The following is a 17,676-nucleotide window of genomic DNA, read 5'->3' on the forward strand; positions in this document are numbered from 1 at the left end:
GCCTGGGCGGTGCTGCTGGAAGCGTACGACGACCTGGTGGGCATCGATTGGACCTGGCAAGCTGCCGACGGCTGCATCGTCAAAGCTCCGCTGGGAAAAAGGGGGCTGACGGCGAGGCGCAAGCCACGGGGCGCAACCCCACCGACCGGGGGAAGAGCGGAAGCAAGCGCCACCTCCTGACCGACGGGCGAGGTGTCCCGCTGGCGGTCGTGCTCTCGGGTGCGAACCGGCACGACATGAAGAAGCTGGCCGAGTTGCTCGAGGCTCGCCTCGGCCTCGCCGGCGGCGACGCGGCCACGCCAGCAGCTTTGCCTGGATCGGGGCTACGACTACGCCGCCTGCCGCACGACAGCCGGGGAGAAGGGCTACACGCCGCACATCCCGCCCAAGGCCAGCAAGGAAACCCCGCTGCCTGCACCGGGAGATCCCGACCGCCATCCGCCCCGGCGCTGGGTGGTCGAAGTCTGCCACTCCTGGTTCAACCGCTTCCGCCGGCTGCTCATCCGCTGGGACAAGCGCGCCGACAGCTACTTGGGCTTCGTGCAGCTCGCCGCGACGCTCATCATCTACCGGAAAATCCGCTCCATATTTTCCGGATAGGCTCTTATCATACCATTGCGCTATTTAGTGGAACAGATGCTGCCAAGCCGCGCCCCACAACATGCCACGCCGGTCAGTTCGCGAACTGACCGGCGTGGCACATCTCATGGCACAGCAGGTCAGGGCACCGCGACCTGGGGAAGGTAGATCACGGCGCCACTCTCGCGGAATTTCCTCGATTTCTCCTGCATTCCAGCCTTCGCGTAGTCACGGATCTCCTGCGTGATCTTCATCGAGCAGAACTTGGGGCCGCACATCGAGCAGAAGTGGGCGATCTTGGCGCCCTCCGCCGGCAGCGTCTCGTCGTGGTAGGCGAGGGCGGTCACGGGGTCCAGCGACAGGTTGAACTGGTCGCGCCAGCGGAACTCGAAGCGCGCCTTGCTGAGCGCGTCGTCCCACTCCTGCGCGCGCGGGTGGCCCTTCGCCAGGTCCGCGGCGTGGGCGGCGATCTTGTAGGTGATCACGCCCGCCTTCACGTCGTCGCGGTTGGGCAGGCCCAGGTGCTCCTTGGGCGTCACGTAGCACAGCATCGCCGTGCCGTACCACCCGATCTGCGCCGCGCCGATCGCGCTGGTGATGTGGTCGTAGCCCGGCGCGATGTCCGTCGTCAGCGGTCCAAGCGTGTAGAACGGCGCCTCCTGGCACCACTCCAGCTGCTTGTCCATGTTCTCCTGGATGAGGTGCATGGGCACGTGGCCCGGCCCCTCGTTCATGGTCTGCACGTCGAACTCCCACGCGATCTTGTTCAGCTCGCCCTGCGTGCGCAGCTCGGCGAACTGCGCCTCGTCGTTGGCGTCGCGGATGGAGCCCGGCCGCAGCCCGTCGCCCAGCGAGAACGAGACGTCGTACTCGCGCATGATCTCGCAGATCTCGCGGAAGTGCGTGTACAGGAAGCTCTCGCGGTGGTGCGCCAGGCACCACTTGGCGATGATGCTTCCCCCGCGGCTCACGATGCCCGTCAGCCGGTTGGCCGTCATGGGGATGTAGCGCAGCAGCACGCCGGCGTGCACGGTGAAGTAGTCCACCCCCTGCTCCGCCTGCTCGACCAGCGTGTCGCGGTACAGCTCCCACGTCAGGTCCTCGGGCACGCCGCCCACCTTCTCCAGCGCCTGGTAGATGGGCACCGTGCCGATGGGCACCGGGCTGTTGCGCAGGATCCACTCGCGCGTCTCGTGGATGTTCTTGCCGGTGGAGAGGTCCATCACCGTGTCGGCGCCCCACAGCGTGGCCCAGCGCAGCTTGTCCACCTCCTCCTCGATGGACGAAGTGACCGCGCTGTTCCCGATGTTCGCGTTCACCTTCACCTTGAAGCCGCGCCCGATGATCATGGGCTCCAGCTCCGGGTGGTTCACGTTCGCGGGGATGATGGCGCGGCCGCGGGCCACCTCGCTGCGCACGAACTCCGGGTCCATGCCCTCGCGCACGGCCACGAACTCCATCTCTCGCGTGATCTCGCCGCGGCGGGCGTAGGCCATCTGCGTGACGGCGCCGGTGCCGCGCACGGTGGGGCGGCGCAGCGACTCCGGCAGCTCCGCCGTGGTGTTCGCGCTGATGGGGCGGTAGGTGCGCTCCGCATCCACCACGTCGCCGCGGGCGCGGATCCACTCGGCGCGGAGCGGCGGCAGGCCCTGGCGCACGTCCACCCCGTGCGGGCCGCTGGTGTCGTACACGCGCAGCGGCGGCTCGCCGCCGGAGAGGGCGATCTCGCGCACGGGCACCTGCAGGCCCCCGGGGCCGGGCACGTACACCTTGCTGGAATTGGGGAACGCCGTCTCGAAGCCGTAAGAAGCGGGGGCGGCGGGCGTCTGCGGGCGAGTGCTCATGGTCATCTTCCTGGGCAGCGGGAAAGACGATCCGGGCGGGGCTGGAGAGGGCCTGCGGGGGCACGAACAACGAGCGCCACCCGGGGCCGGGTGGCGCCTGGACGGCTCGCGCGCACGCTCGCGGGCGAGCGGGGGCACGGAGCACGACATCCCTGCGACACGCCGCGCTCCCTACGCCGGTGTGATCCGGATCAGGTTCCAAGGGACTGTCTCAATCCCGGCATCGGCCGGAATACCCCTGGCGGCTTGCGAGGGCAACATAAGCGGACCGGACACGCGGCGACAGGCCGGCGGGCGGGAATCGGCGTCCGGTGTTCCCCGTCCCGACAGTGCATCGATAGAGCGCAGTGACGGTGGATGCCGACGCGCCGCCGCACATCGACCGCGTCGTCCCGTTAGCCGGATTCGCCGGCTCCATCCGGTTTCCCCCGATGGATGCGCTTGCGTGTGGATGCGCATCCTCCTACAACGCAGTACGTCCGCGAGGGGCGCGGCGGAGGGGTGTACAGAGCGAGGGAGACGAGGATGCTGCTGGACGGAAAGGTCGCGCTGGTCACCGGCGCGTCGCGAGGGATCGGCGCGGCGATCGCGCGGGAGCTGGCGGCGCACGGGGCGGCGGTGGGCGTCAACTACGTGCGGGCGGAAGATGCGGCGCAGTCGGTCGTGCGCGGGATCGCGGAGGCGGGCGGGCGCGCGGTGGCGCTCCAGGCGGACGTGCGCGACCCCGATGCGGTGGGCGCGGCGGTGGAGCGGCTGGCGGCAGTCATGGGCGGCGTGGACGTCCTGGTGAACAACGCCCTGCACAACTACCGTTTCGACCCCGTCGCCAACAAGCCCTTCGCGCAGATGGAGTGGGCGGAGTACCAGGACCAGATCGACGGGACGCTCCGGGCGGCGTACAACACCTGCGGCGCCGTGCTCCCGCACTTCCGCGAGCGCGGTGGCGGGCGCATCGTCAACATCCTCACGAACCTGATCACGCTGCCCGTCGTGCAGTACCACGCCTACACCACGGCAAAGAGCGCCATGCTGGGCTTCTCGCGCAACCTGGCGGCGGAGCTGGGGCCGGACGGCGTGACGGTGAATATGATCGCGGGCGGCCTCATCATGACCACCGCCGCGTCCGAGCCCACCACCCCCGAGGTGCAGGAGATCGTGCGCGGCTCCACGCCACTGCGCCGCCTGGGCGTGCCGGTGGACATGGGCCGCGCAGTCGTCGCCTTCGCGTCGGACCTGATGGGCTTCGCCACCGGCCAGTACGTCGCCATCGACGGCGGCCTGACGATGCCCTGAGCTACCCATCGTAAACGGATGGTGCAAACCGGTGCGGGGTGATGCACATCGGAGCGCCCACCGCCTCGCGTCCGCATTCCGTCCGCCGATCGGGGAGCAACATCCGCCTGTGGACCGCTACCTGCCGGCGGACGATGGCGGTAGATGCGGCGCACCTCGCACCGAACGGCCGTTCGGTGTCGCATTTCCGGACGATGTACAAAAACTGAAGGCCCGCGGACTCGCGTCCGCGGGCCTTCACGTCTTCACCGGAACAGCGTTCAGTTGCCGCCCGTCGCCAGCCCCCCGTCCTCGGCAGGAGCCGCGTCGGGGCTGACGGTTGTTGTGGTGGTGCTATCGGTAGGCAGGTAATTTCCCCCAGTCGCGTAGCCCGAATCGTGGCGAGCCGGCGTGGGGGCGAGCGGCGAATCGGACGTGGTGCCGCAGGCAGCCATGAGAAGGGCGGCGCCGGCGGCGAGTGCGATGCGGTGAAGACGGTTCATGTGCAAACTCCTTGCAGTGGTTGGTTCTGCGCTGGGAGAAAGCAACAAGTGTGCCCGCCCTGGAACTCCAGGCGGTGCGGTGCTCCGATCCATACACGCCATACCGAGGAGCCAGATACGCCGCCGTTTGGGTGAGATGCCGAAGATGGAACTCTTTTCCGGACGTCTACAAATCTGCCGGGGCCGGGTTTCCGGAGGCAGCACTCCGGGGTGCAGCGCCGAGTTCCACGAGCAGTGCCCGCACGCGCCGGGCATCGACCACGGCACCGATTCCGGTGAAGATCTCGACCGCGTCGGACAGCACCTCGCGCGCCTCGTCCGGGCGTGCGGTGGCGGCGAGCAGGGTGCCCAGCTCGCGCAGCGCGTCCGCCCGCTCCAGCTCCAGCTCGGCGCACAGCGCTATGCGGGCGGACTCGCGCATGTGCGCCTCGGCGGTGACGATGTCGCCCTCGGCGCGCTCCACCATGCCGCGGTAGCGGGCGACCTCCACCAGCAGCTCGGGAAAGGCGATGCGGCCCGCGATCTCGGCCGCGCGCTCCACCGATGCGCGGGCGCGGCCCACCTCGCCCACGTGCAGCAGGGGCTCGGCGCGGTTGGCGCACAGGCGGGCGAGCTGCGGCGCATCTCCCGTGCGCTCGGCGATCTCTATCCCGCGGTCGAAGTAGAGGTCGGCCTCCATCCACTCCTCCTGGTCGGCGCACACCATCCCCAAGTTGTTGTACGCCATCACCTCCGTCCGCTTGTTCCCCGAACGTACGGACGAGCCGATGCTCTCCAGGTAGCGCACGCGGGCGTCGTGGAAGCTGCCGCCCAGGTTCGCCAGGACGCCGAGGTTCAGGCAGGCCAGCCCGATCAGGTCGTCGTCGCCGATCTGGAGCGCCAGGTCCAGCGCCTCCTCGTACAGCGCGCGGGCGCCGTCCCAGTCGCGCTGCGCGTGGCGGGTGAGCGCCAGCACGTTGGTGGCGCGCGCGGCGGAGCGCACCAAGCCGTTGCGCCGGGCGATCTCGCGGCTCAGCTCCGCCAGCTCCTCGGCCTCGGCGAAGCGGCCGGCGTCCTTGCGGACCCGCGCCTGCCCGCGCAGCGCGTCTGCCGCCGCCTCGAGCGAGCCCGCGGCCAGCGCCTCGCGGAAGGCGCGCGCGAACAGCTCGCCCGCGGCGTCCCAGTGGCCGCGGCGCTCCTCGTGGGCGGCGCGGTCGGCGAGGTCGGCAGGGGTGGGCGGGGCGGCTTCCACGGCAGGGGACATGCGGCTCAGCCCTCGGCGGCGGTGCGGGCGCCGTCGCCGTACGGCAGGCGCAGGGTGAAGGTGGCGCCGCGGCCGGGCGAGCTCTGCACCGTGAGGTCGCCGCCCAGCAGCCGCGCCAGCTTGCGCGAGATGGGCAGCCCCAGCCCCGTGCCCCCGCGCGAGCTGGAGCCCACCACCTGCTCGAACTCGTGGAAGATGCGCTCGTGGCTCTCCGGCGCGATTCCCGGCCCGGTGTCGCTCACGCGCACCTCCAGCCACTCACCGCCCACCGGCCGTCCCTCGCCGTCGGGCGCGTGGATGGCGATCTCGATGCGGCCGCGCAGGGTGAACTTGACGGCATTGGACAGCAGGTTGATGAGGATCTGGCGCACGCGGTCGGCGTCGGTGCTCACTCGCAGCGAGGCCGGCCCGCGCCGCACCTCGATGTGCAGGCCCTTGGCGGCGGCCTGCGGCTCCATGGTGCCCACGGCCTCTTCGACCACCTCGGCGGGGGATACGTCGGCCATCAGCAGCTCCATCTTGCCCGCCTCGATCTTCGACAGGTCCAGCACGTCGTTGACCAGCAGCAGCAGGTTCTGCGTGGCGCGGTAGGCCTTCTCCAGGAACGGCCGGAGGGCCTGGGGCAGCGGGCCCGGCACCTCTTCCAGCAGCAGGCTCTGGAAACCCAGCACCGAGTTGAGCGGGGTGCGCAGCTCGTGGCTCATGCTGGCGAAGAAGCGCTCCTTGGCCTGCGCGGTCCAGCGCAGCTCCTCGTACGCGCCTTCCAGCTCGCGCGAGCGGTCTGCCAGGGCGCGGTGCAGGCGGGCGTTGCTGATGGCGACGGCGGCGTGGCCGGCCAGCGTGAGCGCCAGGCGGGTGTCGCGCGGAGCCAGCGCGGAAGGGCGGCGGTAGCCGATGACCAGCGCGCCGAACGTCTCGCCGAAGAGGGAGAGGGGCACGCCCAGCCCGGTCTCCATCCCCTCGGACTGGTGAAAGGGGAAGTCGCCCACCGTCCACCGCTCGCCCTCGCCGCCCAGCTGCAGCGGCTTGCGGGCCTCGGCCACGCGGCCGGCGAAGGGGTCGTCGCCCACGGAGCCGCGCAGGCCCACGGTGGCGACGGTGCGGATGCGGCCGGACTCGATGGTGCTGACCGTGACGTAGTGCGCGCCCAGCAGCGTGCGGGTGAAGCGCGCCACCAGGTCCAGCACCTCGTCCGGGTCGAGCGTGCGGTTGGCGGCGAGGCCGAGCACGTGCAGCGCCTCGCTCTCCTCGGCCCGCTGGCGCAGCAGGTCGCGCTCGTCCTCGGCCATACGCAGCTGGTCGGCGCGGCGGGCGACGGCGCCGAACGCCGCGCCCAGGCCGGTCCACGCCGGCGCGTCTTCGCCGAAGACACCGGCAGCGCCGACCAGCACGAGCGTGCCCTCGTCGCCGAGCGGCAGCACCAGCGCCTCGCCGCCGGTGCCCCGCACGGGCAGCAGGCGCGCGGAGGCGGCGCCGGCGGCGTCGGTGGCCACCTGCGGAGCGAGCGCGTACTCCTGCGGCCACGCGTCGCAGGGCGAGCCGTCCGCGTTCACCCACAGCGCGGCGGCGATGCCCGCGCCCGGCGCCGACGCGAGGGCACGCAGCGCCCCGGCCGGCTCGCCGCTCTGGTAGGTGAGGAGGATGGCTTCGCGGAGGTCCATGCGCGACGGAGGAGGGGACGCGGCGAGAACGGCGAAGCGCGGACCGCACGGTTCGCGCCGCGGAACGGTGTGGCGTTCGGGGTTCTGCTAAGCTCTCACATCCGGGCCGGGTGCGCAACTGTTTCGAAGGTAACAGCCCTGCGGCCGCCCACAGCTCCGCGCGAGGCCCGCGTGCGAAGAGGAGGATACCCACGGGGACGACCGGTCCGCACGCGCCGGTAGCTGAAGCGACGGCGCGAAACGGCCCGCCGCAGCGGGAGCCCGTTCGCCTCTCATCCGCACCGCGGCTGCTCGCCGGGCCCCCGCCCGCGCATCGACAGCGGCATCGGACGTTAGATCGCCAGCCGTGCATCTCCCGCATCTGCAGTCATGCATCTCCCGCATCTGCAGTCGGCATCTCCCGAATCGCCAGCCGTGCATCTCCCGGTCACCAGCCGTCCATCTTCCGGGCCGAGAGACCGCCGAGGCATCTTCATCTCCCGCCCGTTCCCCCTCTCTGTCCCGCCCTCCGACAGCGACGCGCGGAGAGAGCGATGACGGGAGCCAGAGGGCGGCGCGAGAAGGGAGATGAAGAGCGGCCGGGCGGCGGATCTCACCGGGCGGACGGGGGCATTCGTACGTTGACACTCCAGGCGGGGGGCGGTAGCATTCAAGGCTGGGCGCAGCCGCAACTTGGCGCGTCTCCGGCCCGGCTTCTCGCCCTCTCAACCCCGCCTCGCCTGCCATGAAGGACCTGCTCCACCTGCGCGTGAACGGCGACGACCACGAGGTCGCGGTGCCCACACACTGGACGGTGCTGGAGGCGCTGCGGTACGCCGTGGGCCTCACCGGCAGCAAGCAAGGCTGCGACAAGGGCGACTGCGGCGCGTGCACGGTGTGGCTGGACGGCGTGCCCACGCTGGCCTGCATCACGCCGGTGTACGAGGCGGTGGGCAGGGAGGTGCGCACGGTGGAAGGGCTGGCGGGCTTCCGCACGCCGGCCGGGGTGCCGCACCCGCTACAGGACGCGTTCGACGTGTGCGGCGCGGCGCAGTGCGGCTTCTGCACGCCGGGGGTGCTGATGAGCGCGGCGGCGCTGCTGGAGGAGAACGACGCGCCCACGCGCGACGAGATCCGCGAGGCGCTGTCGGGCAACCTGTGCCGCTGCACGGGCTACACCAAGATCCTGGACGCGGTGGAGATGGCGGCCGGGCGGCTGCGGGAACCGAAGGCGGAGGTGGTGCGATGAGCGAGCGCGAGGACGACGGCGCGGGCACCCGTTCGGAGCTGCCGGAGAACGACCCGCAGGCGCGGGAGCCCAACGTCCCCTTCCGCGAGACGGTGGGCGAGCCGCGCACGGGCGGCCCCGTTCCGGTGGAGCCGGAGAACCCGACGGACGCGCCGCTGAACGTGATCGGGCGGCGGATGCGGAAGACCGACGGGTTGCTCAAATCCACCGGCCGCGCGCGGTATGCGGACGACATCACGCTGCCGGGCATGCTGCACGGCAAGATCGTGCGCTCGCCGCACCCGCACGCACGCATCGTGAGCATCGACACCAGCGCGGCCGATGCGCTGCCGGGGGTGTTCGCGACGGTGACGGGGGTGGAGATGCCCACGCCGTACGGCATCATCCCGTGGACGCCCGACGAGCAGGCGCTGGCGACGGAGAAGGTGCGCTACATCGGCGACGCGGTGGCGGCGGTGGCGGCGGTGGACGAGGACACGGCGAACCGCGCTGCCGAGCTGATCCGCGTGGAGTACGAGCTGCTGCCCGCCATCCTCACCACCGACGAGGCGCTGGGGCACCCGGAGAACCCCATCCACGCCCCCCAGAAGGAGGGCTGGAACGGCAACATCTCCAAGAAGGTTAAGCTGGAGTTCGGCGACGTGGAGGCGGGGCTGGCGAAGGCGGACGTCGTGGTAGAGGGCGAGTACTTCTTCGAGGGGACGACGCACACGCCCATCGAGCCGCACTGCGCGATCGGGCTGTGGGAGGAGGGCGGCGCGGGGGTCGGACGGCTGACGGTGTGGTCGTCCACCCAGGTGCCGCACTACCTGCACCGCGAGCTGAGCAAGGTGCTGGAGCTGGACCCGGCGCGCATCCGCGTCGTCCAGCCCCCGGTGGGCGGCGGCTTCGGCGGCAAGTCCGAGCCGTTCGACCTGGAATTCTGCGTGGCGCGGCTGGCCCAGAAGTCCGGCCGCCCGGTGAAGATTCTCTACACCCGCGAGGAGGTGTTCCTCGCCCACCGTGGCCGCCACCCGTTCCGCATGCGCTACCGCGTGGGCGCGACGGCGAACGGGAAGCTGACGAGCGTCGATGCACGCACGGTTCTGGACGGCGGCGCGTACTCCAGCTTCGGGCTGGTGACCACGTACTACTCGGGCCAGCTGCTCACGGCGCCGTACGAGATGCCGGCGTACCGCTTCGACAGCACGCGCGTGTTCACCAACAAGCCGGCGTGCGGCCCCAAGCGCGGCCACGGCAGCGTCCAGCCGCGCTTCGCCTTCGAGGTGCAGCTCGACAAGGTGGCCGAGCGGCTGGGCATCGACCCCATCGAGATCCGCCGGCGCAACTTCATGGGCTCGTACCGGCGCACGGTGAACGAGCTGCGGGTCACGTCCAACGGCTTCATGCAGTGCCTGGACGCGGTGGAGAAGGCGAGCGGTTGGAAGGGCAAGTTCCGGCAGATGGGCTACGGCCGCGGCGTCGGGGTGGCGGGCTCGTGCTACATCTCCGGCACCAACTATCCCATCTACCCCAACAAGATGCCGCAAAGCGCGGTGCAGCTCCAGGTGGAGCGCTCGGGCCGCGTGGCGGTGTTCACCGGCGGCTCCGACATCGGGCAGGGGTCGGACTCGATGGCGGCGTACATCGTGTGCGAGGAGCTGGGAGTGCCGCTGGACTACGTGCGCGTGGTGGCGGCGGACACCGACCTGACACCCGTGGACCTGGGCGCCTACTCGTCGCGCGTGACGTTCATGGTGGGCAACGCCACCATCGACGCGGCGCGGAAGCTCAAGGCGCTGGTGCAGGACGCGGTGGCGGCGGAGTGGGACGTGAAGCCCGGGCGCGTGCTGCTGGCCGGCGGCCTGGCCATGGACGGCATGGACACGGGCCGCAGCATGCCCATCACCGAGGCGTTCCGGCTTGCGGAGGCGAAGCACGGGACGCTCGGCTCCGTCGGCTGGTACAACACGCCCAAGGACGTGCACGGCGAGTATCGCGGCGGCACCATCGGCGCCTCGCCCGCGTACTCGTTCACGGCGCACGTGGCCGAGGTGGAGGTGGACCCGGAGACGGGCTTCGTGGACGTGAAGGCGATCTGGGTCGCGCACGACTGCGGCCGCGCACTGAACCCGCAGATCGTGGAGGGGCAGATCGAGGGATCGGCGTACATGGGCTTCGGCGAGGCGCTGATGGAGGAGCACGTGTTCAAGGACGCGGACCACGGCCGCGCCGGGCTGATGAACGCGCCCTCGCTCCTCGACTACCGCATCCCCACGTCGCTCGACACGCCGGAGCTGCACGCGATGATCGTGGAGTCCATCGACCCCGAGGGCCCGTACGGCGCCAAGGAGGCCGGCGAGGGCCCGCTGCACCCGTCCATCCCCGCCATCGCCAACGCGATCTACGACGCCGTGGGCGTGCGCATGGACTCGCTGCCCTTCTCACCGCCGCGCGTGTGGCGTGCGCTCCAGGCGCAGGCCGCGCAGCAGGAGGAACGCGCCGCGGCGGACTGATCCGTCCGCCCGGCGCGCATCTCCCCCGCATCTCCCGACCGCGGAGAGGCCTCCGCTCCGAAGCCGGCCTCTCCGCGCATCCGGTTCTCGCACCCCGCCGAGGCCGTACGATGATCATCTCCCGACACCGAAGCTTCCACCCCCCGTCCTCCCGTCCGCTCGTCCACTGCGCACGGGGGATGGCCTTCGCCGTGCTCCTACTCGCGATTGGAGGACGGGCCGAGGCGCAGCATTGCTGGCCGTCCAGCGTCGCGCTGGTGCTGCGGGAGGCGTCCGGCGCCATCAGCAGCGGGAAGATGCTGAAGACGGCCTCGTACATGCCCGCACCCTCGCGCGAGGTCGACTTCCGCGTGGAGGTGCGGCGGCTGGATCCCCAGGCAGCCGCGGGGCTCGCGGGCGGCGACAGCGTGCCAGTGCTGTACTGGTGGGGACGCGGCGCGTGCCGGGTCGACATCACGCAGGTCGTGGTGCGGCGGAACGGGCGGGAGATGCGGCTGCTCCTGGACGTGCACCTGAACACGCTCCGGCGGCCGGGCCCCACGACGTACGTGATCGACACCCCGCCGTTCCGAGCCGGCACCTGGCGCCTCCCGTGGTGCGGCATCCCCGCGCCGAGCTCCTCCAGCGAACCCGCCCTGATCCCGGCGGACAGGTGGATCCGAGCCCGGCCGGACACCGCGCCGCCGCCCTGCGCGCAGACACCGGGCGCCAGGTGATCCGATCGGCCATCTGGTCCACCACCGAGGAAAGAATCGCCGTAACCGTATCCATTCGGACGTGGCGTGCCGCACAATCACTTTCCGGAGAGTGCCGGATCGTGTAGGAAACGTCTGACGCGAGCGGGGCAGATGTTGAAAGGGTGCCCAAGGATTGTACAGATGGGGTTGCCATTTGACGCCCATACGCGGTAAGCTTCGCACCGGACCGGCCACCCTGGGCCGGGCCAGGAAAGCGACACGCCCGCGCCGCGGGCCCATCTGGCAGATGCGAAGACTCCCTCTCTTTCCCATGCCGGCGGTGCTCTTCCCCGGCGCGCCCATGCCGCTGCACGTGTTCGAGCCGCGCTACCGGCAGCTCATGGCGCGGTGCGTGGAAGGCGACGGGCTGTTCGGGCTCATCTACCACGACCCGGACCGCCACGGCCCGTTCAGCATGGACACGCACGGCGTGGGCTGCGTGGCCGAGATCCTCAAGTTCCAGCCGCTGCCCGACGGCCGCTCGCTGGTGCTTTGCCGCGGCGTGGAGCGCTTCCGGATCGAGGATGGCATCGAGTCCGGGACCAAGTACTACGAGGCGCTGACCTCGCCGTACGAGGACCTGGAGCAGAGCCGGCGCGGGCTGGTGGTGCGGCGGCGCAAGTCCATCGCCCTCTTCAACCGCGTGCTGGAAGAGGTGCTGAACTATCCGCTGCCGTACCCCCTGATCGACGCGCGCAACGAGGCGGGTTTCCAGCTGGCGCAGGCCATCCGGATCGACCCGGAGTGGCAGCAGGAGCTGCTGGAGCTGCGCGGCGAGCGGCCCCGCCTGGACCTGGTGGACGACCTGCTGCGCGCCGTCCTGGAGACGCGGGCCGGATAGTTGCGGCTCCGCGCCCGCCCGCTTTTACGCCGAGCCGATTATCCCTCCCGGAGTGCCACGCCGGATGTCCATCTCCCGCCGCGACCTGTTCCGCGCCGCCGCCGCGTCCGCAGCGGCGTTCGTGCTTCCGCAAGCCCTGCGCGCCTCCCCTTCCGTCACGCTGTCGCACCTGCTGGACGAGAGCGACGAGGCACGGCTCGCGCGGTGGGTCCGCACGATCCGCGCGGAGGGGCTGGCGGCGCGCGGGGCGGACCTTGGCCGCGCGGTCGCGAGGGCGGGCGAGCTGGCGCTGGGATCGCCGTACGCGCCGGGCACGCTCGACGAGTACGCGAAGGCCGGCGGCGACCCCGCGCACGAGCCGCTGGCGGCCACGCTGGCGCGGTTCGACTGCGTGACTCTGGTGGAGTCGTGTCTGGGCGTGGCCCGCGTAGCACACGCACCGGGCGCGCCCGCGTGGGCGGCGTTCGAGCGCGAGCTGGAGCGCATGCGCTACCGGGGCGGGGCCCGCGACGGCTATCCCAGCCGCCTGCACTACTTCAGCGAGTGGATCGCGGACGGCGACCGGCGCGGGCTGGTGCGCGACCTGGGCCGCGAGCTGGGAGGCGCGCGCGACCCGCGGCCTCTCCGATTCATGTCGCAGCACCGCGCCGCATACCCCGCCCTGCGCTCCGATGCCGTGTACGCTGCCATCGTGCAGCGTGAGCGCACACTGGACTCGGTGCCGCGCTACGTGGTGCCCACCGCGCGCATCGCCGCCGTCGCCCCGCGCATCCGCAGCGGCGACGTGCTGGCGTTCGCCACCTCGCTGCCCGGTTTGGACGCGACGCACACGGGCCTGGCGTACCGCGACGGGCATGGCGTCCTCCGCGCCCTCCACGCCCCGCTCTCCGGCGGCGAGGTGCAGGTCTCCCGCCGCCCCCTGCACGAGTACGTGGCCGGCCTCCGAAACAACACGGGCATCATGGTCGCCCGCCCGCTCCCGGGCTGACGGGTACTTGGATTTGCTTGATGCACACGGCAGATCGAGCTAACTTATTTCCATGAAAGCCGATATGATCTCCGATCTTCTGAGCCTCACCGAGGCCGAACGGATCCAGCTCGCCCAGGATCTCTGGGACAGCATTCCTGAGACGTCCGCGGCAGTACCGCTCACCGACGCGCAGCGCGCCGAGCTGGAGCGACGCCTCGCCGCACACGCCTCCGATCCCGACTCTTCGATCTCCTGGGAGGTTGCGCGCGAGCGGCTGCGACAGCGCTTCGGCGCGTGACTCCCCGCGTTGTCTTTCGGCCGGAAGCTCTCGAGGAGATCGAAGCCGCGGCAGAATGGTACAGCCGCCGCGGAACCGGGCTCGACGCGGAGTTCCTCCGGGCTCTCGATGTCGCAGTCGCGTCCGCCCGGCGGGAGCCGTTCCTCCACGCCGTAGTGCATCCCGCCATGCGCCGCGTGCTGCTTCGTCGGTTTCCGTACAGCTGATCTACTCCCCTCAGGACGAGCAAGTCGCCGTCCTCTCCTGCGCCCACTGGCGTCAGCACCCACAGCGATGGCAGTCACGGATTTGAGACTTGTGCGCTCCCCGTGCCGGAGCGCGCGATGCCTTGTGCTCCAAAGCTTCGGGATGAGCCACTGCCGATGACGGACGCAGAGCGCGCGCCGGTGGACCGGCTGGTGGCCGCGGGATGGCCACTGGCGTGGCAGATCCCGTTCGGCGTGGCGCTGCTGGCGGGCTATCTCGCCTGGTCCCGCATCTACTTCCGCGCGGTCGATCCGGGGCTGCGGGCGTGGTTGGGGCGAAGGATGGGGGCGCGGGTGGTATGGGTGCAGCGGCACGGGGCCGAGTATCCGACCCCGTTCGAGCTCACGCGCGCGAGGTACCGCCGCTGGTCGTGGGGCATCGAGCCGGAGGCGGAGCGCACGTTCGGGCGCGACGGGTCGGCGGCCGTGTTGTGCATCCTCTGCGTGAACGTGCTGGGCGGGCTGTGGGTCCCCGCCGTGTTCCTCTACGCCTTCCTGGGCCTGAAGGCCATCTCGTACGTCGTGTTCCTGCCGGCGTGCGTGGGCGTGATCGGCATCTACTCCGCCTTCTGGAGCGGGAAGCACGAGGTGGATGGGATGCGGTGAGCGGCTGGACCGCGATGACGTGGCGATGCCGCGGATGGGCGACGATCCCGTCGTGCCGAACGCCGGAGAAACGACGACGGCCCCGCCTGTGAAGGCGGGGCCGTGTTGCTTCATCTGATCTGCTGCGCGGCTCAGTTGGCCGGCGGGACCGGCGCGGGCACGGGGGCTGCGGCGACGGGCGCGGCAGGCACGGCGGCAGCGGCAGCCGCGGGGGCGTCCTGGAAGAGGAAGTTCACCGGCGCGTCCGTGTAGACCTTGATCGCGGTGCCGGCGGGGATGGTCGCGTCGTGGCCGCGCTTCAGCAGGCCGATGGGCCCGAAGAGCACCGTGAGCGCCACTGTGCTGCCCACCTTGTCGTCGCCCTCCTTACCGCGCGCCGAGCGAAGCGCCACGCGCTGCCCGTCCACCGCGCTGGTGGTCTGGATGCGGATGTTCAGCTGGCCGCCGCGGCCCATGCGACCGGAGCGCTGCGCCTGCGTGACCTCGCCGCGCACGGGGGCGCCGCTGCGGACCACGGTGCGGCCGTCGAGCACCACGTCGTCCTTCACGCGCAGGCTCACGGCGTCACCCTCCGTGGCGGTGCGGCTGGACAGCGCCTGCTCCAGCGTCGCCTCGAACTCGGTGCCCTCGGGCAGCGTCACGTAGTGCATGCCGGCGGGTGCCGCCGGAAGCGCCGCGGTGGAGACGACGACTCCGCCGACAGTGGGGGCGGCCGGCGTCACCGGGATGGCGGCCTGGGCCGCGAGCGGAGCGGCGGCGGCGAGCACCGCGAACGGGGCGATGACGAGAACGGAACTGCGCATGTGTGTCTCCTGGAAGGGGCTGGGAAGTGCGGCTTGCGTCCGCGACGACCGGCGGGGAGCCGGAGTGGAGATGCGGACGCGGCGGAACGGCGAGCGCTGCCGGGCGGCAGCCATCCGTTTCCGAAGCGCCAAGAATGTACGCGTTTCCGGTGAAACGCACAATGACTGCGACGGATTCGCGTCGCAGCCGAGTGGCGACGACCAGATATCGTCTTTCCGAAAGCGACGGAGATGCCGGGTGCCGGGGCCGAACCCGTGAACTCCGCGTCACCGGCGCCTGCCCGCACGCCAGCGGTGCTTCAGCGCCATTGTCGGCAGCGCCTCCCCCGTTCCTGCTGAAGGCGCTCCGGGGGCTCCGCGGCCGATCGTCCGCGCGAGCCGGAGGCATCGGCTGCTACGGAAGATGCGGGTCTCCGGACGCCGTTCCGACGCGGCGTAAGCGCTTGTTTCTCCACACCGGCGCACGGTTTTGGTGAGCCCCGTTCACCTTGCCCGCACGTTTTGGGAATGCTATTCTCCCTGTCCGCCTCGCCCTGTGGGAAACGGGGTGAGTTGCCGTTCCCGTAAAACTAGAGACCGCGAACGCATGGCTACCACGCTGACGCCCCCGGAGACCTCGTCGCCCCGCGCGGGGCACGCGAGCAGCTACGGGCTGGACAAGCACGGCATCCGGAGCCCCGGCACCGTTTTCTGGAATCTGATCCCGGCCGAGCTGGTCGAGCACGCCGTCCGCCGCAACGAGGGCATCCTGGTGGACGGCGGCCCGTTCAACGCCGTTACCTCGCCCCACACGGGGCGTTCGCCCAACGACCGCTTCGTGGTGAAGGAGCCCGGCTCCGAGGGCAACATCCACTGGGGCAAGGTCAACCAGCCCATCTCGCCCGAGCACTACGACGCGCTTCGCGAAGACGTGCTGGGCCACTTGGAAGGGCAGGATCTGTACGTGCGCGACATGTGGGCGGGCGCCGACCCGGAGTACCGCCTGGCCGTGCGCGTCATCACGCCCAACGCGTGGCACAACCTGTTCGCATTCAACATGTTCCGCCGCCCGGAAGATTCCGAGCTGGAGGGCATGGTCCCGGGCTTCACCATCCTGCACGCGCCCGAGTACGAGGCCGACCCCGCCCGCCACGGCACGCGCACCACCACCTTCATCCTGATCAACTTCGCCCGCAAGGAAGTGCTCATCGGCGGCACGCGCTACGCCGGCGAGCTCAAGAAGTCGGTGTTCGGGCTGATGAACTACCTGCTGCCGCTGCAGGGCGTGCTCTCCATGCACTGCTCCGCCAACGTGGGCCCCGACGGCGACACCGCCCTCTTCTTCGGCCTCTCCGGCACGGGCAAGACCACGCTCTCGGCAGACCCGGAGCGCGGGCTGATCGGCGACGACGAGCACGGCTGGAGCGACCGCGGCATCTTCAACTTCGAGGGCGGCTGCTACGCCAAGGCGGTGAAGCTGAGCCCCGAGGGCGAGCCGGAGATCTACGCCACCACGCGCATGTTCGGCACGGTGCTGGAGAACTGCATCGTCGACGACAAGCGCCGCGTGGACTTCGACGACATCAGCATCACCGAGAACACCCGCATCTCGTACCCGCTGGAGTACATCTCCAACTTCGTCCCCGATGCGCAGGGCGGGCACCCCAGGAACATCGTCTTCCTCACCGCCGACGCGTACGGCGTGCTTCCGCCCATCAGCAAGCTGACGGCCGAGCAGGCGATGTTCTACTTCCTGAGCGGCTACACGGCGAAGGTGGCGGGCACCGAGCGCGGCGTGAAGGAGCCGCAGCCCACTTTCTCGGCCTGCTTCGGCGCGGTGTTCCTGCCGCTGCACCCCGGTGTGTACGCCGAGCTGCTGGGCAAGAAGATCGAGGAGAGCGGCGCGCAGGTCTGGCTGGTGAACACCGGGTGGACGGGTGGCCCGTTCGGCGTGGGCCAGCGCATGAAGCTGGGCTACACGCGCACCATGGTCCGCGCCGCGCTGGCCGGGCAGCTGAGCGGCGTGGAGACCACCGAGGCGCCGTTCTTCCGCCTCCAGGTGCCCACCGCCGTCGACGGCGTGCCCAGCGAGGTGCTGCTGCCGCGCGAGACGTGGAGCGACAAGGCCGCGTACGACGAGCAGGCGAAGAAGCTGGCGGACGCGTTCTGCACCAACTTCGAGCAGTTCGCCGACCGCGTCTCCGAGGCCGTCCGCACCGCCGGTCCGACCTCGAACGGCTGAGGCGCGGCTTCGTGGATCGGTCGATGTAACCTTCGGTAGATGTGGAGCCGGTAGATGTGGAGAGGGCCGGGGCGCGGTATCGCGTCCCGGCCTTCGCATTGCCCCCTCCCCGCCTCGCTTGGGCTCGACG

General features: G+C 70.8%; 16 protein-coding genes and 1 riboswitch. Of the genes, 11 read left to right on the plus strand and 5 right to left on the minus strand.

Going from position 1 to position 17,676, the window contains the following annotated elements; genetic code table 11:
* The coding region (locus tag VFE05_03795; protein ID HET6229176.1) for a hypothetical protein at window positions 1–180 on the plus strand (180 nt) is incomplete at its 5' end.
* A gap of 132 nt (window positions 181–312) precedes the next feature.
* Window positions 313–600 carry a transposase gene (locus VFE05_03800; protein HET6229177.1) on the plus strand — a complete coding sequence of 96 codons (288 nt, stop codon included), beginning with the start codon at window positions 313–315 and terminating at the stop codon, window positions 598–600.
* A gap of 119 nt (window positions 601–719) precedes the next feature.
* Here VFE05_03800 and thiC read toward each other — a convergent pair whose 3' ends face one another.
* Window positions 720–2,423 (minus strand): phosphomethylpyrimidine synthase ThiC, encoded by a 1,704-nt coding sequence (gene thiC, locus VFE05_03805; protein ID HET6229178.1) that lies wholly within the window; start codon window positions 2,421–2,423, stop codon window positions 720–722.
* A 150-nt stretch (window positions 2,424–2,573) separates the two neighbouring features.
* Window positions 2,574–2,673: riboswitch (TPP riboswitch) on the minus strand.
* Window positions 2,674–2,948: 275 nt separating this feature from the next.
* Between thiC and VFE05_03810 the strand changes: the two genes are divergently transcribed.
* Window positions 2,949–3,716, plus strand: coding sequence for an SDR family oxidoreductase (locus tag VFE05_03810; protein ID HET6229179.1), 768 nt, complete (start codon window positions 2,949–2,951; stop codon window positions 3,714–3,716).
* A gap of 260 nt (window positions 3,717–3,976) precedes the next feature.
* Here the strand turns inward: VFE05_03810 and VFE05_03815 are convergent, their stop codons facing one another.
* The 3 genes from VFE05_03815 to VFE05_03825 form a co-directional block, all read right to left on the minus strand.
* Window positions 3,977–4,198 (minus strand): hypothetical protein, encoded by a 222-nt coding sequence (locus VFE05_03815; protein HET6229180.1) that lies wholly within the window; start codon window positions 4,196–4,198, stop codon window positions 3,977–3,979.
* A gap of 166 nt (window positions 4,199–4,364) precedes the next feature.
* Window positions 4,365–5,441 carry a tetratricopeptide repeat protein gene (locus VFE05_03820; GenBank protein HET6229181.1) on the minus strand — a complete coding sequence of 359 codons (1,077 nt, stop codon included), beginning with the start codon at window positions 5,439–5,441 and terminating at the stop codon, window positions 4,365–4,367.
* Window positions 5,442–5,446: 5 nt separating this feature from the next.
* A complete protein-coding gene (locus VFE05_03825) occupies window positions 5,447–7,102 on the minus strand; it encodes a GAF domain-containing sensor histidine kinase (GenBank protein HET6229182.1) in 1,656 nt (551 codons plus the stop codon).
* 724 nt (window positions 7,103–7,826) lie between these two features.
* Between VFE05_03825 and VFE05_03830 the strand changes: the two genes are divergently transcribed.
* From VFE05_03830 to VFE05_03860, 7 genes are all read left to right on the plus strand, one after another.
* On the plus strand, window positions 7,827–8,330 hold the full coding sequence (locus tag VFE05_03830; GenBank protein HET6229183.1) for a (2Fe-2S)-binding protein: 504 nt from the start codon (window positions 7,827–7,829) through the stop codon (window positions 8,328–8,330).
* On the plus strand, window positions 8,327–10,825 hold the full coding sequence (locus tag VFE05_03835) for a xanthine dehydrogenase family protein molybdopterin-binding subunit (GenBank protein ID HET6229184.1): 2,499 nt from the start codon (window positions 8,327–8,329) through the stop codon (window positions 10,823–10,825). The genes VFE05_03830 and VFE05_03835 overlap by 4 nt, the downstream gene beginning before the upstream one ends.
* Before the next feature lie 110 nt (window positions 10,826–10,935).
* Complete coding sequence (locus VFE05_03840) at window positions 10,936–11,541, plus strand: hypothetical protein (protein ID HET6229185.1); 606 nt, start codon at window positions 10,936–10,938, stop codon at window positions 11,539–11,541.
* A 268-nt stretch (window positions 11,542–11,809) separates the two neighbouring features.
* Window positions 11,810–12,403: an LON peptidase substrate-binding domain-containing protein gene (locus VFE05_03845; protein ID HET6229186.1), complete on the plus strand. Its 594-nt coding sequence runs from the start codon at window positions 11,810–11,812 to the stop codon at window positions 12,401–12,403.
* Window positions 12,404–12,467: 64 nt separating this feature from the next.
* On the plus strand, window positions 12,468–13,391 hold the full coding sequence (locus VFE05_03850) for an N-acetylmuramoyl-L-alanine amidase-like domain-containing protein (GenBank protein ID HET6229187.1): 924 nt from the start codon (window positions 12,468–12,470) through the stop codon (window positions 13,389–13,391).
* 52 nt (window positions 13,392–13,443) lie between these two features.
* The gene (locus VFE05_03855; GenBank protein HET6229188.1) at window positions 13,444–13,671 is read left to right on the plus strand and encodes an addiction module protein; all 228 of its coding nucleotides are present in this window, start codon (window positions 13,444–13,446) and stop codon (window positions 13,669–13,671) included.
* Between the two features lie 362 nt (window positions 13,672–14,033).
* Complete coding sequence (locus VFE05_03860) at window positions 14,034–14,522, plus strand: hypothetical protein (GenBank protein ID HET6229189.1); 489 nt, start codon at window positions 14,034–14,036, stop codon at window positions 14,520–14,522.
* Between the two features lie 131 nt (window positions 14,523–14,653).
* On the opposite strand, the gene VFE05_03865 is transcribed toward VFE05_03860, so the two are convergent.
* Window positions 14,654–15,325 carry a hypothetical protein gene (locus VFE05_03865; GenBank protein ID HET6229190.1) on the minus strand — a complete coding sequence of 224 codons (672 nt, stop codon included), beginning with the start codon at window positions 15,323–15,325 and terminating at the stop codon, window positions 14,654–14,656.
* Window positions 15,326–15,911: 586 nt separating this feature from the next.
* On the opposite strand from VFE05_03865, the gene pckA reads away from it, so the two are divergent.
* On the plus strand, window positions 15,912–17,546 hold the full coding sequence (pckA, locus tag VFE05_03870; protein ID HET6229191.1) for a phosphoenolpyruvate carboxykinase (ATP): 1,635 nt from the start codon (window positions 15,912–15,914) through the stop codon (window positions 17,544–17,546).
* Window positions 17,547–17,676 lie beyond the last annotated feature (130 nt).

It is taken from the genome of Longimicrobiaceae bacterium, assembly GCA_035696245.1.
Taxonomy (GTDB): Bacteria; Gemmatimonadota; Gemmatimonadetes; order Longimicrobiales; family Longimicrobiaceae; genus DASRQW01.

Coding starts and splice junctions, on each gene's coding strand:
- VFE05_03820 (HET6229181.1), bottom strand. CDS start 5,441: ATGTCCCCTGCCGTGGAAGCCGCCCCGCCCACCCCTGCCGACCTCGCC.
- VFE05_03845 (HET6229186.1), top strand. CDS start 11,810: ATGCGAAGACTCCCTCTCTTTCCCATGCCGGCGGTGCTCTTCCCCGGC.
- VFE05_03835 (HET6229184.1), top strand. CDS start 8,327: ATGAGCGAGCGCGAGGACGACGGCGCGGGCACCCGTTCGGAGCTGCCG.
- VFE05_03815 (HET6229180.1), bottom strand. CDS start 4,198: ATGAACCGTCTTCACCGCATCGCACTCGCCGCCGGCGCCGCCCTTCTC.
- VFE05_03840 (HET6229185.1), top strand. CDS start 10,936: ATGATCATCTCCCGACACCGAAGCTTCCACCCCCCGTCCTCCCGTCCG.
- pckA (HET6229191.1), top strand. CDS start 15,912: ATGGCTACCACGCTGACGCCCCCGGAGACCTCGTCGCCCCGCGCGGGG.
- VFE05_03855 (HET6229188.1), top strand. CDS start 13,444: ATGAAAGCCGATATGATCTCCGATCTTCTGAGCCTCACCGAGGCCGAA.
- VFE05_03860 (HET6229189.1), top strand. CDS start 14,034: ATGACGGACGCAGAGCGCGCGCCGGTGGACCGGCTGGTGGCCGCGGGA.
- VFE05_03850 (HET6229187.1), top strand. CDS start 12,468: ATGTCCATCTCCCGCCGCGACCTGTTCCGCGCCGCCGCCGCGTCCGCA.
- VFE05_03825 (HET6229182.1), bottom strand. CDS start 7,102: ATGGACCTCCGCGAAGCCATCCTCCTCACCTACCAGAGCGGCGAGCCG.
- VFE05_03810 (HET6229179.1), top strand. CDS start 2,949: ATGCTGCTGGACGGAAAGGTCGCGCTGGTCACCGGCGCGTCGCGAGGG.
- thiC (HET6229178.1), bottom strand. CDS start 2,423: ATGAGCACTCGCCCGCAGACGCCCGCCGCCCCCGCTTCTTACGGCTTC.
- VFE05_03830 (HET6229183.1), top strand. CDS start 7,827: ATGAAGGACCTGCTCCACCTGCGCGTGAACGGCGACGACCACGAGGTC.
- VFE05_03865 (HET6229190.1), bottom strand. CDS start 15,325: ATGCGCAGTTCCGTTCTCGTCATCGCCCCGTTCGCGGTGCTCGCCGCC.